This window comes from Actinomadura barringtoniae, assembly GCF_017573505.1.
Lineage (GTDB): Bacteria > Actinomycetota > Actinomycetes > Streptosporangiales > Streptosporangiaceae > Spirillospora > Spirillospora barringtoniae.
Genome location: NZ_JAGEOJ010000003.1, coordinates 235,831 through 251,873 on the forward strand (window position 1 = coordinate 235,831; position 16,043 = coordinate 251,873).

The following is a 16,043-nucleotide window of genomic DNA, read 5'->3' on the forward strand; positions in this document are numbered from 1 at the left end:
TCGGTTACCAGGCGTGCAGTCGACGGAGCCGGAAGACCAGCTCCAGATCGTCACCGCGCCGGGCCTTGGACACCGCACCGTGCTTGCCCCAGGGGGCCGAGAACGCCTTCACGTTCTGGCTCTCGCAGTTGGGGCAGACATGATCGGTCCAGGGCGTCGTGCACCGGTGCCCGTCGTGTTCGTAGACGACCGCCTCGCCGCCATGCCCGTCGGCAGTGTGACGGACCTCGAACTGTTCTTCCCAGGTCGTGGCGCAGCACAGGCACTCGTAGACCCAGTTCTCGTGGCTCGACCATGCATCGCGCACGGCCCCCACCCCCTCGGTGACCGCCACTTGCGCTTAGGACTCCTATTTTCGTCCAACGCGCCTATCGATGTAGGGATTCCCGGGAGTGGACCGTTCCGAACGTGGCGGCTACCCCTTGGCCGCCAGGACGGCGTCGTAGACCACCCTTTTGGGCACGCCGTTTTCCTTGGCCACCTCGCTCATGGCCTGTTTACGCGGGGTTCCGGACGCCTCACGGGACGCGACCTCGGCGGCCAGATCGGCGGGATCCGACAGGCCCCCGCCCTCGGGTGCGCCGCCGACCACCAGGGTGATCTCGCCCTTGACGTTCTCGTCCGCCCAGTCCGCCAGCTCGCCCAGCGTCCCGCGGACGACCTCTTCGTAGGTTTTGGTGAGCTCGCGGCAGACGGCGGCGGGCCGGTCGGTCCCGAACGCCTCGGCCATCGCCTTCAGGGTCGTTTCGAGCCGTCTCGGCGACTCGAAGAAGACCATCGTGCGGCGTTCGGCGGCGAGTTCGGTCAGGCGGCGGGCCCGTTCGCCCGGCTTGCGCGGCGCGAACCCCTCGAAGCAGAAGCGGTCGGTGGGCAGCCCGGACACGATCAGGGCGGTGGTGACGGCCGACGGGCCAGGCAGAACGGAGATCGGCACGCCCGCGGCCACCGCGGCGACGACCAGCCGGTAGCCGGGGTCGGACACGCCCGGCATCCCGGCATCGGTGATCACCAGCACGTCCCGGCCGTTCAGCAGCTCCTCGAGCAGCTCCTCGGCGCGTGCCTTCTCGTTCTGCTCGTAGTACGAGACGATCCGGCCGCCGATCTCCACGCCCAGGTCGGAGGCCAGCCGGCGCAGCCGCCTGGTGTCCTCGGCGGCGATGATCCCGACCCCGGCCAGCGCCGAACGCAGCCGCGCCGAGGCGTCCTCGGGCCGTCCGATCGGCGCCGCTCCGAGCAGCAGGGTCCCGGTCTCCTCGTGCGTCTCGTTCCCCGTCACACCTCTATTCTCTCGTCTCCCCGGCGGGCCCGGGTCGCGCCCCACGGCAGGCCCACGGCAGGCCCGGGTCCCGGCCTGCGGTGGGGCCGGGCTCGAGCCCGCGACACTCCCCTGGTCGGCGGCCACCCTGCGGACCTGACCCAACCCGTACCTAATACGCCCGTACGATGGCGGAATGGCGATGACGGATAGTGCGCCGGTGGACGCCCCCGAGGAAGAGGTGCGGCGCCGCCCGCCCTCCCTGCGCGAGTGGCTCGCCCCGCCGATCCCGGGCAGCGCCCTGTGGGGATGGCTGGGGCCGCTGCTGGTGACGGCGTTCGCCGGGTTCCTGCGGTTCGACCGGCTGTCGAGCCCGCACGCGGTGGTCTTCGACGAGACCTACTACGCCAAGGACTCGCTGGCCATCCTGAAGTTCGGCTGGGAGCACAACACGGTCAAGGACGCCGACAAGCTCCTGCTGGCCGACCAGCACGCCAACATCTGGGCGGACGGCCCGTCGTTCGTCGCGCACCCGCCCGCCGGCAAGCTGATGATCGCGCTCGGCGAGTGGATGTTCGGGGCGACGCCGTTCGGCTGGCGCTTCATGCCCGCGCTGATCGGCACGCTGACCGTCCTCATCCTGTGCCGGGTGGGCCGCCGGATGACCGGCTCGACGCTGCTCGGCTGCGCCGCCGGGCTGCTGCTGGCGGTGGACGGGCTGGCGTTCGTGACCAGCCGCGCCGCGCTGCTGGACGTCTTCGTCATGTTCTGGGTCCTGGCCGGGTTCGCCTGCCTGGTCGTCGACCGCGACAAGTCGCGGCGCCGCCTCGCCGAGGCCGCCGAAGCAGGTCACCGGTCGATCTTCGGGCCGTTCGTCATGCACTGGTGGCGGATCCCGGCCGGCGTGTGCCTGGGCATGTCCCTGGCCACCAAGTGGACCGGCATCTACTACATCTTCGCCTTCGGGCTCATGGTCGTGCTGTGGGACTTCGGCGCCCGCCGCGCCGCCCGGGTCCAGCGGCCGTTCTCCGGGGCGCTCCTGCTGGAGGCCGGGCCCGCGTTCGTGCAGTTGGTCGTGGTGGCCGTCGTCACCTACATCGCCACCTGGTCCGGCTGGATCTTCAAGCCAGGCGGCTGGGGTCGCGGCGACGCGGCGAGCTTCCCGCTGTGGCGGCCGTTCGAGGCGATGCCGAAGCTGTGGAAGTACCACCAGGAGATGTGGAACTTCCATACCGGCCTGGACGCCAAGCACCCCTACCAGTCGTGGCCCTGGGACTGGCCCGTGCTGGCCCGCCCGGTGGCCTTCTTCTACAACGAGCCCAAGACCGGCTGCGGCGGCGTGCGTTGCTCGCGGGAGATCCTCGGCATCGGAACGCCCGCGCTGTGGTGGGGCGCCATCGTCGCCCTGATCGTCTGCATCGGAATCTGGGCGGTCGCGCGCGACTGGCGGGCCGGGGCCATCCTGCTGGGTTTCCTGGCGGGCTGGATCCCGTGGTTCGTCCCCGCGTTCAACGACCGGACGATGTTCATCTTCTACGCCACGCCCATGATCCCGTTCATGTGCCTGGCGATCGTGCTCGCGCTCGGCTATCTCATCGGGCCCGCGCCCGGACCGAGCCCGGCCAAGCACCTGGCCGCGCCCGCCTCCGCGACGCTCATCGGCTCGCGCCGGGTGGTCGGCGCCGCGGCGGCGGGTGCGTTCATGCTGGTGGTGCTGGTGAACTTCGCCTACTTCTATCCGATCCTGGCCGCCAAGGTGATCACCTACGACCAGTGGCACGACCGGATCTGGTTCAACTCCTGGATTTGAGCAGGCCGCGCATCGTCGCGATCTCGGCCTGCTGCGCCTTGATGATGGAGTCGGCGAGGGCCTTGGCCTGCGGGTAGGACCCCTTGGCCTGCTCGGTCCCGGCCATGGTGACCGCGCCCTGATGGTGCTCGATCATCATGGTGAGGAACCTGCGGTCGAGCGCGGCGCCCTTGAGCCTGCCGAACGCGGCCATGTCCTTCGCGCCCATCATCCCGGGCATCTCGTGGTGCATCCCGGCCATGCCGCCCATGTCGCCGGAGCCCGCGCCCCACTGCTTGAGCCAGCCGGACATCGTCTGGATCTCCGGGTCCTGGGCGTTCCGGATCTGCTCGGCCAGCTTTCTGACCTGTGGGTTCTTGCTCCCGGCCAGGACGACCTCGGACATCTCCACGGCCTGCCGGTGATGCGGGATCATCATCTGGGCGAACGTGACGTCATGCTCGTTGTGCCCCTGAGCCGCCGGGGCCGAGGGCGAGGCCGACATGCCGTGGCTCGCCATACCGCCGCTGTGCCCGTCGTCGCCCTTGGCGTCGTCACCGCCGCACGCGGCCGCGCCGAACAGGACGATCGCGCTCGCGCCGATCGCCAGAAACTGCTTCTTCACACTTGTCTCCGTGTTGTCGTCTGATTTCAGGCATGCGAGGACGCACGCCTGTCACAGCCGCAACACCGAGAGTTGATAGACGCTGGGTGGCCTGGGCTCCGGCGGGCCGCGGCGCCGCTGGGTCAGCCACGCCCATACGGCGTGCAGCGGGAGCAGACCCATGGGACGTCCCAGGGCCAGCGCCAGCACGAGCGCCATGATCAGCAGGGCGAAGCAGATGGCTCCGGCGGCGCAGTCGACACCGTGACCGCCGTGCTCGCTCGGGCTCGTCATCGCGACGTGCTGCCCCATGACGCTTTGCTTCATGACGCTCTGCCCCATGGCGCTCATCGAGCCTTGGGGAGCCATCGACGCCGACATGGACATCGTCAGCGGGTCCGACACGTGGACCGGCGACGGCGAGGCCGTCACGCCGTGCATCACGAACAGGCCGAGGAGCAGCATGAGCGCAGCCGCTCGCGATACCCCCTGCCGGTTCATACGGCCACTCTAGTGGCCGCCCTCCCTTGGGGCACCGCAGGGCGCAGCGTACGGAGACCGAGCAGGCAGATGAGCAGCGCGAGCACGCCGCCCATCCCGGCGCCGGCGAACGCGCCGGAGACTCCGGCCAGGTCCTCGCCGAGGCCCGAGACCGCCGAGCCGAGCGAGCCGCCCGCGCCGACCGCGGCGACCACCCAGGCGAACGCCTCGGTCACCGTGCCGGCCGGGGCCAGCCGGTCGACGAGCGTGAAGCTGCACGCCAGCACGGGCGCCAGGAAGATCCCGCTGAGGAAGGCCAGGACGGACATCACCGCGAGCCCGGGCGCCCACATCAGCGGCAGGTAGCCGAGGGCGAGCGCCGCGATGAGCCACGGCAGCCGGCGATGCGCCTCTCCCGGCCACGACCGCATCCCGTAGACCAGCCCGCCGACCAGCGCCCCACCGGCCATCGACGCCAGCAGCAGTCCCGAGGAGAGGTCCTTGCCGAGCCGTTCGGCATAGGCGACGACGGCGACCGCGTACACGCCGAGCGCGATGCCCGCGCAGGCCAGCGAGAGCAGCAGGACGCGCAGTCCGGTCGAACGCAGCGGGCCCGCCCAGTCGGAGGCACGAGGCTCGCCGCGCCATTCGCGGGAGGGCCGGGAGCACGCGACGACCAGCGTTCCGGCGATGCCGAGGGCGCCGGTGAGCACGAGCGCGGTCTCGGTGGACAGGGCCGCGGCTCCGACCACCAGCAGCGGACCGACCGTGAAGAGCAACTCCTGCGAGGCGGCGTCCAGCGCGTACGCCGCCTGGACCTGGGCGGGCCCGGGCAGGACGGCCTGCCAGAGCGCCCGGAGCCCGGCTTCCAGCGGCGGGGTGGCGAATCCGGCGAGGACGACCGCGAGGACGGCGACCGGCAGCGGGTGGATGCCGACCAGGGCGAGCAGCGTGAAGCCCACGGCCGACAGCGTCGCGGAGGTCAGCAGGACGCGGGTCTGCCCCAGGCGGTCCATCGCGCGGCCGAGTACCGGCTGGCCCGCGGCCATGGACAGGCCGAGGGCGGCGCCGAGCGTTCCGGCGAGCGGGTAGCCGCCGCCCTCCGAACGTACGTGCAGGACGACCGCGAGCATCCCCATCCCGTTCGGCAGCCGCCCCAGCAGGGTGCCGCCGAGCAACCGGGCGGCATAGGGCAGCCGCAGGAATTCGCCGTACGCGCGCATCTACTCCCCGAATCCGCTGTCGATCGCCAGTCATACGTATTACTGACCGCGTCATACGTACCACGTCGGGGCCGCGGACCTCTAGTCTGTTCTGCGTCCGGATTCGGCGGGAGCGGCTCCGAGGAGGCAGAGGTGTCGTCAACCGGTCGCCCGACCAGCCGCGACGTGGCCCAGGCCGCCGGGGTCTCGCAGTCCACCGTCTCGCTCGTGATGGGCGGGAAATGGACGGGCCGGATCTCGCCCGCCACCGCGCAGACCGTCCAGGAGGCGGCCGTGCGGCTCGGGTACCGGCCGAACCTCGCCGCGCGCAACCTGCGGCTCGGCACCACGCGCACCGTCATGCTCATCATCCCCTCGCTCGCCGCGCCCTTCTTCGGCGCCGTGCACGCGGGCGCCGCCCGGGTCGCCGCCGAGCACGGCTTCGGCGTGGTCGTCTACCCGTGGCCCGACGACGCCGGGCCCGCCGACAGCCCGTTCGCCGCGCCGCACGAGGCGATCGACGGCATCCTCACCTCCTCGCTGGCGGCGGACGTGGTGAGCCGGTTCTCCGGTACGCCGGTCGTGATGCTCGACAGCGATCCCGAGGGCGGCGCGACCACCGTGCTGTTCGACGTCGCCGAGGGGATGCGCGCGGTGGCCGCGCACCTGGCGGCGCTCGGGCACCGGCGGATCGGGCACGTGGCCGCCTCGATCGACCAGTGGACGTTCCGGATCCGCGGCGACGCCCTCGCCGCCGCCGTGCGCGCGATGCCCGGCGGCTCGCTGATCCGCGCCTCCGGCACGCTCGACGTCGGCTCGGCCCGGGACGCGGCCGGCGAGCTCCTGGACCGCCACAACCGCCCGACGGCCCTGGTCTGCGACGACGACCTGATGGCCGCGGGCGCCTACAAGGCGGCGCGGGCGCGCGGCCTGGACGTACCGCGCGACGTGTCGGTGACGGGCTTCGACGACCTCCAGCTGGCCATCGCGCTGGAGCCGGAGCTGACCACGGTCCGGCTCCCGGCCGAGGCGCTCGGCGCGCAGGGCATGACCGCGCTGCTGGGCCTGCTCGACGGCGGCCGCCCGCGACCCCGCTCACTCCCCGGCGAGCTGATCGTCCGCACCTCGACCGCCCCACCCCCACCCCCGCGCTGAAATAACGCCGATCTTGCTCTCAGCGCCCTTTTTCACGCCGGGAAGGGGCGCTGAGAGCAAGATCGGCGCGGTTGTGGTCCACACTGGGCTCATGGGCCACACCCCGTCTGAGGCCGCTCCCGAAGCGGACGGCACGAGCCACGCCTGGGACAGCCCGCCGCACACCCGTGCCTGGAGCGACGGCAAGGTGATCAAGGAGGGCTTCCCGGTCTCGGAGGTCAGCGACTACCTGGAGCGCGGCGACACCGTGGTCTGGCTGGACCTGTGCTCCCCCAACTCCACGGGCCTGAACGTCATCAGCGAGGAGCTCGGCCTGGACCACCTCGCGGTCGAGGACGCCGTCTCCGCGCACGAGCGCACCAAGATCGACCGCTACCGCTCCTACGTCTTCCTGAACCTGTACGCGCCGGAGGTCACCGCCGACGGGACCATGGTGCTGCACGAGCTGTCCGCGTTCGTCACCGAGCACGCCCTGGTGACCGTGCGCCAGGACGCCGGCCTCGACGTCGGCAGGCTGATCGAACGCTGGGACGACGCCCCCGACATCACGCTGGGCGATCCCGGCGGCGTCACCCCGGCGGTCCTGCTGTACGGGCTGCTGGACCTGGTCGTCGACCTGCAGCTGGACGTCACCCAGACGCTCGACGACGAGGCCGACGCGCTGGAGGAGCTCATCTTCGAGACCTCGTTCCCGGTGCGCGAGATCCAGCAGCGCAGCTTCCGGCTGCGCAAGAACCTGGTCGCGCTGCGCCGGGTCGGACTGCCGATGCGCGAGGTCGTCAACACGATCCTGCGCCGCGACCTGCGGTTCGTCGCGCCCGTGCTGTCGCCCTACTACCAGGACGTCTACGACCACACGCTGCGCGTCGCCGAGTGGACCGACGGCCTGCGCGACCTGGTCGCCAACCTGCTGGACACCCGGATCGCGCTGCAGGGCAACCGGATGAACGAGGTGATGAAGAAGGTCACCAGCTGGGCGGCGATCATCGCGGTGCCGACGGCGGTCACCGGCTTCTACGGGCAGAACGTGCCGTACCCGGGGTTCAACACCCATTGGGGCTTTGTCATCAGCACCGTGGTCATCATCATTCTCAGCGTGAGCCTCTACATCGTCTTCAAGCTGCGCGACTGGCTCTGACCTCGGTACATATTCATTTGCCTATTGACCGTCTATCCATATCAATATTGGACAGGGCAAAAGCGGTTCTGGTCTGCTCGTCGCATGACGACGAACAATCCGAGGTTGCGCACCAAGCTGGGCATCGCCGTGGTGGCGGCGTCCGCCCTTCTCGGCGGCGCCGCCTGCGGCACCAGCGGCTCGACCGTCCACGGGAGCACGGTCGCGTTCAAGCAGGCCACGGCCCCGGCCACCCCCGCCACCGCACGGGCCGACCTTCGTAAGCAGCTGAGCCGGATGGAGGCCGACTACGACGGCCGCATCGGCGCGTACGGCATCGACCTGGCCACCGGCAAAACGGTCGGCTATCGCTCGCACGAGCGTTTCCCGTTCCTTTCCACGTTCAAGACGATGGCGTGCTCGGCGATCCTCCAGAAGGCGCGCAGCACCGATCCTGGTCTGCTCGACCGCGTCATTCACTGGAAGAAGAGCGACGAGGTGGAGACGCCCAATTCCGTGGTCGAAGGGCACGGCGACGAGGGCATGCCGGTCTCCCGGCTGTGCCAGGAGGCGATCATCCGGAGCGACAACACCGCGGCCAACCTGGTCATGCGGCAGATCGGCGGGCCGCCCGGCGTGACCCGCTACATCCGTTCCATCGGCGACCCGATCTCGCGTCTGGACCGCTGGGAGGGCGACCTCAACATCTGGAACCCGCGTGAGAAGCGCGACACCACGATGCCCGCGCTGATCGGCCGCGACCTGACCAGGGTGGCGGTCGGCGGCGCGCTCGACCCGCGCGACCGCGCGACGCTGAACGGCTGGCTGCGCGGCAACCTCACCGGCGACGAGCGCATCCGGGCCGGCCTGCCGAAGACCTGGACGATCGGCGACAAGACCGGCTCGGCCGGATCGCTCGGCTACGCGGCGGCCAACGACATCGCGGTCGCCTGGCCGCCCGGCGCGAAGGCCCCGCTGGTCCTGGCGATCTACACGAACAAGAACGCGGCGGTGTCCACCAATGACAACAAGGTCATCGCGAACACCGCCACGCTCCTGGCCAAGGCGCTCGGCCGCCTTTAAGCCGAGTTAGCGGGCCTTCGGGTCAGAGGGCCTTCAGGAACGACGCCGCGATGGGGGCGGCGGCCTCGGCACCGGTGCCGCCGTCCTCCACTACCACGGCGAACGCCAGGTCACCGCGGTAGCCGATGAACCACGCATGGGTCGGCGGGTCGTCGCCCGAGCCGAACTCCGCCGTCCCGGTCTTGCCCGCCGTTCCGGCGGGGAAGGCGACGTCCTTGGCCGTTCCCTCGCTGACCACGGCGGGCATCAGGGTGTGCAGGGCCTGCTTCACGGCGGGCTCCAGCGCGTGCGGCGGCTCGGGCTTGCGGCCGCCGGCGTCCACGGCCTGCGGCGCCAGCGCGGCGTCCACCAGGCGCGGCGTGCGCCAGGTGCCCGAGGCTGCGGCGGCCGCGACGCTCGCCATGTTGAGCGGGCTGGTCAGCACCTCGCCCTGCCCGAACGAGGCGGACGCGAACGCGGTGTCGTCCTTGGTGTCGGGGAAGGAGGCGCGCGCGGCGGGCAGCCCGCCGACGATCGGCGCGTTGAAGCCGAACTGCCCGGCCACCTGCGCCAGCCGCTTCTCCCCCAGCTTGTCGGTCGCCAGCCGCGCGAAGGTGGTGTTGCACGAGTGCGCGAACGCGTCGCGGAGCGAGACCGTGCCGAAGTCCTCGTTCTTGTAGTTCTTGAACGACCGGCCGCCGACGGTGGTCGTCGCCGGGCACGGCACCGAGCTGCGCGCGTCGATCCCGCCCGCGACCAGCGCCGCCGCGGTGACGACCTTGAACGTCGAGCCCGGCGGGTAGCGGCCGAGCAGAGCCCGGTTGTAGCCGCCCGGCTTGTTGGCGACGGCCAGGATCTCGCCGGTCGAGGGCCGCAGCGCCACCAGCGAGGCGTTCTTGGTCACGTCGCCGAGGGCCTCCCCGGCGGCCTTCTGGGTCCTGGAGTCGATCGTCGTGCGGAGCGCCTGCCCCTCCTTGCCGCCGTAGCGCTGCAGGGTCTTCACGGGCTTGCCGCCCGCGCCCACGATCTGCACCGCGACGGCCGGGGTGCCCGCCAGGCGCCGCTCGTACTGCCGCTGCAGCCCGTCGGCACCGGCCGGATCGCCCTTGCGGTACGGCGCGCCCAGCTTCTTGGCGAGCTCGTCGGTGGCCGGGCTGACGGGCCCGGTGAGCTGCTGCACCGACCCCGACGGCGACCCGACCAGGCTCTCGCCCGCCGCGTCGGTGATCCCGGCCCGCGTCGGCCAGGCGCGCGCCGCTGTCAGCCGCTGCCCCTCGTTCAGCGACGGGTGGATGACCTGCGGCGACCACCTCACGCGCCACTTCCCGTCGCGCTTCACGAACGGCAGCATCCCCACGTAGCTGAACGCGCGGTCGCCGCTCAGCGTGAGAGTGGCGCTGTACGAGCCGCCGCCCTCGTCGCCGCCGGTCTTCTTCGCGGACGCCACCTCGTACCGCTGCCGCACGACGCCGAGGTCGGTGCGCGTCTGGGCGAACCGCTTCTCGAAGTCGGCGGGCGGGTCGGCGGTCAGCTCGCGCATCGCGGCGTAGTCGTTGCGTTCCCAGGCCGCCAGGTAGGACTTGGCGGTGCCCTCGGGCCCGGATTCTCCGCGCAGGAGCCACCACGCCCCCGCCCCCACGAACACGGCCAGGGCCGCCACGACGGCGATGACCACACGGGATCGGCGCATCTTCACTCCCCTCTCGTCGAAGCGCAAGGACACCAGGCGACCAGCGAAAAGTCCAAGATTGATATCGATGTCGGTTGAATATGAAGATTGATATGGTTGCTGGTCGTGAACCTGGTCGGGCATCTGAACTGCTTCGTCATCGTCGCCGAAGAACTGCACTTCGGTCGCGCGGCGGAGCGGCTCGGCATGGCTCAGCCGCCCCTGAGCCAGCGCATCCAGCGGCTGGAGAAGGAGCTCGGCGTCCGGCTGTTCGACCGGTCCAGCCGCAAGGTGGAGCTCACCGCGCCCGGGCGGCTGCTCCTCGACGAGGCCCGCGACCTCCTGGCGCGCGTGGACCGGATCCATTCCCTGGCCGAACGGGCCAGGCTCGGTGAGATCGGCACGGTCCGCGCCGGCCTGCCGCCCGACCTTGGCGGCCCGGTCGTCGCCGCGCTCATCGCCGCGTTCCGCGAACGCGCGCCCGGCCGCCGCCTGGAGCTCCGCGAGATCGGCACCGCCGAGCAGGCCCGCGCCCTCGCCGACGGCGCGCTGGACGTCGGCGTCGTACGGCACCCGATCGACGCCCGCGACCTGACGCTCGGGCCCGCGCTCGTGCAGCCGGTCGGCGTCCTGGTCCCCGCGGACGGCGCGCTCGCCGCCGCCCCCGAGGCGCATCTGGCCGACCTCGCCGGGCACGAACTGGTGGTCTTCCCCCGCGAGGAGTCCCCCGGCACCTATGACGAGCTGCTCGCGTCCTGCCGCCGGCACGGCTACGATCCACCGGCGGTGCACGAGGCACGGCACCCGCAGTTCGCGCTCGGCCTGGTCCTGTCCGGGACCGCGGTGGCGCTGACGGCCCGTACCGAGGACACCGGCGGCGTCACCTGGCGGCCCCTGGCCGGCACGCCGCTGACCTGGCGCACGTCCTGCGCCTGGCGCCGCGACCTCGCCCCGGATCAGGAGCACGCCATCGAAGAGTTCACCGCCGTGGCGACGGCCGTGCTGCGCCAGGAGGCCGGCATGAGCCCGCTCGACGGCGTGCCCGCCCGCCGCGTCGCCCCGCGCCCGGCCTCCGGGTTCCTCGCATGAGCGCGGTGGAGGTGCGCGGCGCCGCCTGGACTGACGAGCGAGGAACGAGCGAGGAGGGAAGGCGGCGCCACAAGGCGCCCCGGAACCGCGCGGGAGACACGCCATGAGCGCGGTGGAGGCGATCGAGTCGGCGTTCCGGTCCGCCGGGGTGGTCGGGCACCTGCACGCTCGGGACCTGGACACCGGCCGGGAGATCGGCGTCCGCTCCGACGCGCCCGTGGTTCTGGCCTCGGTGTTCAAGGTGCCGCTCCTGGTGACGTTCTTCCGCCACGCCGCGGCCGGGCGGCTCGACCCGACCGACCAGGTCACCCTGACCTCCGGCGAGCGCGTGGCCGGGCCGACCGGGGTGTCCGCGCTGCTGGACGAGGTTCGGATGTCCCTGCGCGATCTGGCCTGCATGATGATCGCGGTGAGCGACAACACCGCCGCCGACGCGGTCTTCGACCGGGTCGGCGGCGAGGAGATCAACGCGACCATGAAGACCCTGGGCCTGCCCGGCACGCACGTGGCGGGCAACGGCCGCGACCTGCTCGACTCCATGGTCACCGACAGCGGCCTGGCCGACGCCGGCGAGCTGTGGGAACGCCTCGACGAGCCCGGCATGCTGAGCCGCCTCGGCGCCCTGGACCCCGCCCGTACGAGCCGCAGCACCCCGCGCGAGATGGCCGGGCTCATGGGCCTGATCTGGCGCGACGAGGCCGCGCCGCCCGGCGAGTGCGCCCAGATGCGCCGCCTGTTCGGGCTCCAGGTCTGGCCGCACCGCCTGTCGTCCGGCTTCCCGTACGACGACGTCCGCGTCAGCGGCAAGACCGGGACGCTGCCCACGCTCCGCAACGAGATCGGCGTCGTCGAGTACCCCGACGGCGGCCGCTACGCGGTCGCGGTCTTCACCCGTTCGGCGCTCACCACCTCGGTCCTCCCGCAGGCCGACGCCGTCATCGGCACCGCCGCCCGCCTCGCCGTGGAGGCCCTCCGCCGGTAATTCGGTCGCCCCCGAAGGGACTCGAACATACGATCCCAATCCGGAGGTTGACATGGGCCTGGACGCGTTCGTGCGCTGCCGCTGCTGGCAGGACGGCCTGACCAGCGAGCCACCGGTACCCCGCGCCCTCATCGCCGAGGACGCGGAGGGCTACCTGGATCTGACGATCCCCTACGAGGGGAACGAGGAGCTTCACCACGCGTTCGGCGCCTGGGTGCTGAGCGGAGCGTGCCCGCATGAGGACATGGAGCAGGCCATGGTCCGCGTCTCCAACTGGAGCGGATATCGGGCCTTCCAGGAGACCCTCCGTCAGGCGGGGTGTGAGCGCTTCCCCGTCCTTTGCGCCGAGCTGCCGAACGGCAACGGCGGATCGATGGAGCCCGAGCTCGCGGCGAGGGCCCTCGACGAGCTCGCCCATTTCAGGCAGGGCGATCTGCCCGTTCACGAGACCCGCCTTGTCGACGCCGAGACGGGTGGCACGCTCGCGACCCACATCGCGGGCTACCGGGGCGTCTTCGTCTGGGACGGCTCCACCGGGCATCAGGCCGGAGTGGATCCGCGCGGGTTCTTCGTCCGCGATCTGGAGGAGCCGCACGAGGAGCGCTTCCGGGCCGTGCGACTCGCCCAGAAGCGGATCGCGGACCGGCAGGTCGAGTTCACCGACCTGGATCGAGGGACCACCACCGTGATCGAGCTGTCCGGGCCGATCGGCGCCGAGCCCGACGGGACCTATCCCGGAGAGCTGAAAGTGGTGACCGAACGGGTGACGGCGGCGGCCTTCGCCTACATCCTCGAACCCCTCACCACGGTCTTCTCGGCCTCCGTGGAGATCGGCAATCCCGTCATGTGGACGTGAGACCCCGCCTTACCCGGAATGAGGCCGATCGCACACCGCGCGGAACCATAGGCTGTTCCTCCACGCTTTGGTCGGACTTATGGGAGAACGCGTTGCGGCTGCCGGAGCATCTGGAGCTACTGCTCACCGACGAGCCGGTGCTCGACGTCTACTCGCACGGGCCCTGGCGGGTGCCGGACGGCCTGTACGACGAGATCGGGACGCGGATCGACGGGCTGGCCGAGGACGGGCGCGCCTCCGGGCTGACCACCGACGAGCACAAGCTGCTGCGGCTCCCGGCCTCCCTGGTGACCGCCGAGATCTTCGGGATCCTGGCGTTCCTGCCCGGCGGCGGGGCGATCAAGGCGGGCTCGTTCTCGCAGCTGCCCGAGCGGCTGCTGCATCGGCACCTGGTCAACCCGGGCGCGCTCAGCACCCGGATGACGCGCTGGGACGCGCCGGGCGGGCGGTGGCGGCCGCCGGTGGACTGGCTGGTCGAGGCGCCCGACCGGAAGCTCGCGATCGAGCTGGCCCGCGACTGCCTGAACGCGCTGAGCGGCATCGAGCCGCTGGAGCAGCGGCGCAAGGCGCTGATCCGGCTGTACGACGACCCGCCGCCCGTCGATATGAACCTGTCGAAGCTGGAGCTGCGCGAGCACTGGCACGCGCACGCCGATGACGAGACGCTGGCGGCCGTTCCCGAGCTGCTCGGGCCGGTCGGCTACCTGGAGTGGGTGGCGTCGGGGCTGCTGGCCGCGTACGAGCACCTGGACGCCGTCGCGCCGCGCGAGGAGTCGGTCGAGCAGCACCTGGCGCAGTTGCTTTTGCAGGGCAGCATGGACCAGGTCCCCGCGGAACTGACGGTCGCCATCGGCGAGGAGCGTTACGGCGAGCTGCTGGAACGTTTCGCGGCCGAGAAGCGCGGCTTCAAGGCCGGGCCGTGGCAGGAGCAGACCCGGGCGTGGCTGGTCCGGGCGCTGGTCTCGGGCTCGGCGGACGCCTGCCGCGCGTGGCTGGACATGGCGATGCGCTTCGTGGCGACCGTTCAGGGGCTGCCGGGCGACCCGTGGTTCCCGCGTTCGGAATGGATCCCGGTCGGCCAGTTCCAGACCGACCTGCGCCGCCTGTACGCGCCGCGGCGCCGCGTCGTCAACCCGCTGACCAGCACGCTCAAGGTGGAACGCGGCATCGGGGGCAAGACCGCCCAGGGCCGCGCCGACCTGGCCACCAACCTGGTCGACCAGCCCGAGCTGATCGCCGCGCTGGAGGAGGTCACCGCCACCAAGGGCGCCGTACGGCTGCTGCTGGCGGGCCCGGACGGGACGGGCAAGCGGGACGCGGCGCAGGAGCTCGGCAAGGCGCTGTCGCTGGCCAGGGACCCGCTGTGGATCACCGCGAACCTGCTCGCCGGGCAGCGCCTGTCGGACGCGGTCGCGCGGCTGCACGCCGACGCCCGTGACTGCTCGTACGAGCGGCTCATGATCATCGAGGGTCTGGACGAGATCGTCACCGACCCGGGCAACGGCGAGGCGCTCGGCCAGGAGCTGCACCGGCTGCTCGCCGTTCACCCGGACCTGCAGGTCGTCGCGCTGTGCGACGCCGACGGCGACCGGCGGATCTCCGAGGTCAACCCGGTGCTGCCGCACCGCTTCAAGATCGCCCGGACCCGGCCGTTCACCGCCGAGGGGCATGCCGAGCTGTTCCGCCGGGCGCTGCGGGCGCGCGGGGTGCGCGGCACCCGGCACGCGGTGGCCGCCGCCGGCGAGCTGCTCGCCAAGACCCCGCCCGTGCAGACGCTCCGCAACGCGCGCCTCGCGCCGCACCTCGCCGACCTGGTCGTCGAGGCCGTACGGGCGCGCGGCCACGAGCACGCCGATCAGAAGGGCGACGGGGAGGACGCCGAGCTGGTGGTCGGCAAGGCCGACATCCCCCGCGCGCTCGACCTGTCGGGCAGCGAGGGCGACGCGCGGGCCGAGCTGCGTGACCTGCCCGGCCTCGACACCGTCAAGCACGAGCTGGGCCTGCTGGTCGCCGGCGCCCGCGCGGACCGGCTGCGCAGCGAGTCGGGCCTGAAGACCGTCACACCGACCCGGCACATGGTCTTCACCGGCAACCCCGGGACCGGCAAGACGATGGTCGCCCGGCTGCTCGGCCGGATCTACAAGCGGCTCGGCGTGCTGTCGTCCGGGCATCTGGTCGAGGCGTCCCGCGCCCACCTGGTCGGCGAGTACATCGGGCAGACCGCGCCGCGCACCCGCCGCCTGGTCGAACGGGCGATGGGCGGCGTGCTGTTCATCGACGAGGCGTACACGCTGACCCAGTCGCCGCACAAGAGCGACTACGGGCACGAGGCCATCGCCGAGCTGGTCAAGCTGATGGAGGACCACCGCGAGGACCTGATCGTGATCGTCGCGGGCTACGAGATGCAGATGGCCGAGTTCCTGGGGGCCAACCCCGGGCTCGACTCGCGCTTCCCCAAGCAGCTGCACTTCCCCGACTACACCGACGACGAGCTGGTCGCGGTGTTCGAGAAGCTGAGCGGCGACGACGGGTTCCGGCTGGCGCCGGGCACCGCCGAGCTGCTCCACTCGACGCTGAAGCGGGTGCCGCGCGGCCCCTCGTTCGGCAACGGGCGGCTGATGCGCAACCTGCTCGACGTCGCGGTCGCCAACCAGGCGCAGCGGCTGGCGCTGGCCAAGCGCAAGCCCACCAAGAAGAGCCTGGTCACGCTGACCGCCGACGACCTGCCGCCGGTGTGGGAGCACCCCGAGGAGCTCATCGGCTTGTATCTCTAGCGTTCGGGG

14 protein-coding genes are annotated in these 16,043 nt (G+C 71.7%); 8 read left to right on the top strand and 6 right to left on the bottom strand.

The window, feature by feature from the left end; all coding sequences use genetic code 11:
- Positions 1 to 4: 4 nt before the first annotated feature.
- Together J4573_RS08060 and rsmI are read right to left on the bottom strand one after the other, a co-directional pair.
- The gene (locus J4573_RS08060) at positions 5 to 307 is read right to left on the bottom strand and encodes a hypothetical protein (protein WP_208254640.1); all 303 of its coding nucleotides are present in this window, start codon (positions 305 to 307) and stop codon (positions 5 to 7) included.
- Positions 308 to 415: 108 nt separating this feature from the next.
- The gene (rsmI, locus tag J4573_RS08065) at positions 416 to 1,276 is read right to left on the bottom strand and encodes a 16S rRNA (cytidine(1402)-2'-O)-methyltransferase (RefSeq protein ID WP_307796549.1); all 861 of its coding nucleotides are present in this window, start codon (positions 1,274 to 1,276) and stop codon (positions 416 to 418) included.
- Between the two features lie 175 nt (positions 1,277 to 1,451).
- Here rsmI and J4573_RS08070 point away from each other — a divergent pair, with 175 nt between their 5' ends.
- Entirely contained in the window at positions 1,452 to 3,065 is a 1,614-nt protein-coding gene (locus tag J4573_RS08070; protein ID WP_208254643.1) for a dolichyl-phosphate-mannose--protein mannosyltransferase, read from the top strand.
- Here the strand turns inward: J4573_RS08070 and J4573_RS53750 are convergent.
- Genes J4573_RS53750 through J4573_RS08085 form a run of 3 tightly spaced genes read right to left on the bottom strand, consistent with a single transcriptional unit; the run spans position 3,049 to position 5,351 of the window.
- The gene (locus J4573_RS53750; RefSeq protein WP_208254645.1) at positions 3,049 to 3,669 is read right to left on the bottom strand and encodes a DUF305 domain-containing protein; all 621 of its coding nucleotides are present in this window, start codon (positions 3,667 to 3,669) and stop codon (positions 3,049 to 3,051) included. The genes J4573_RS08070 and J4573_RS53750 overlap by 17 nt on opposite strands.
- Positions 3,670 to 3,720: 51 nt before the next feature.
- Entirely contained in the window at positions 3,721 to 4,149 is a 429-nt protein-coding gene (locus J4573_RS08080; protein WP_208254646.1) for a DUF6153 family protein, read from the bottom strand.
- Positions 4,146 to 5,351 carry an MFS transporter gene (locus tag J4573_RS08085; protein ID WP_208254648.1) on the bottom strand — a complete coding sequence of 402 codons (1,206 nt, stop codon included), beginning with the start codon at positions 5,349 to 5,351 and terminating at the stop codon, positions 4,146 to 4,148. Before J4573_RS08085 ends, J4573_RS08080 begins: the two co-directional genes overlap by 4 nt.
- Positions 5,352 to 5,483: 132 nt before the next feature.
- Here J4573_RS08085 and J4573_RS08090 point away from each other — a divergent pair, with 132 nt between their 5' ends.
- The 3 genes from J4573_RS08090 (at position 5,484) to bla (ending at position 8,685) form a co-directional block, all read left to right on the top strand.
- Positions 5,484 to 6,485, top strand: coding sequence for a LacI family DNA-binding transcriptional regulator (locus J4573_RS08090; RefSeq protein WP_208254649.1), 1,002 nt, complete (start codon positions 5,484 to 5,486; stop codon positions 6,483 to 6,485).
- Between the two features lie 91 nt (positions 6,486 to 6,576).
- A complete protein-coding gene (locus J4573_RS08095; RefSeq protein WP_208254650.1) occupies positions 6,577 to 7,623 on the top strand; it encodes a magnesium transporter CorA family protein in 1,047 nt (348 codons plus the stop codon).
- Between the two features lie 84 nt (positions 7,624 to 7,707).
- Positions 7,708 to 8,685, top strand: a complete 978-nt coding sequence (bla, locus tag J4573_RS08100) for a class A beta-lactamase (RefSeq protein ID WP_208254651.1) — start codon at positions 7,708 to 7,710, stop codon at positions 8,683 to 8,685.
- A 22-nt stretch (positions 8,686 to 8,707) separates the two neighbouring features.
- On the opposite strand, the gene J4573_RS08105 is transcribed toward bla, so the two are convergent.
- On the bottom strand, positions 8,708 to 10,354 hold the full coding sequence (locus J4573_RS08105; RefSeq protein WP_208254652.1) for a penicillin-binding transpeptidase domain-containing protein: 1,647 nt from the start codon (positions 10,352 to 10,354) through the stop codon (positions 8,708 to 8,710).
- 105 nt (positions 10,355 to 10,459) lie between these two features.
- Here J4573_RS08105 and J4573_RS08110 point away from each other — a divergent pair, with 105 nt between their 5' ends.
- From J4573_RS08110 to J4573_RS08125, 4 genes are all read left to right on the top strand, one after another.
- Complete coding sequence (locus tag J4573_RS08110; RefSeq protein ID WP_208255007.1) at positions 10,460 to 11,422, top strand: LysR family transcriptional regulator; 963 nt, start codon at positions 10,460 to 10,462, stop codon at positions 11,420 to 11,422.
- A 103-nt stretch (positions 11,423 to 11,525) separates the two neighbouring features.
- Entirely contained in the window at positions 11,526 to 12,404 is an 879-nt protein-coding gene (locus J4573_RS08115) for a serine hydrolase (protein WP_208254654.1), read from the top strand.
- A gap of 52 nt (positions 12,405 to 12,456) precedes the next feature.
- Entirely contained in the window at positions 12,457 to 13,260 is an 804-nt protein-coding gene (locus tag J4573_RS08120; protein WP_208254655.1) for a hypothetical protein, read from the top strand.
- A gap of 92 nt (positions 13,261 to 13,352) precedes the next feature.
- Positions 13,353 to 16,034 (top strand): AAA family ATPase, encoded by a 2,682-nt coding sequence (locus J4573_RS08125; protein WP_208254656.1) that lies wholly within the window; start codon positions 13,353 to 13,355, stop codon positions 16,032 to 16,034.
- Positions 16,035 to 16,043: the final 9 nt, after the last annotated feature.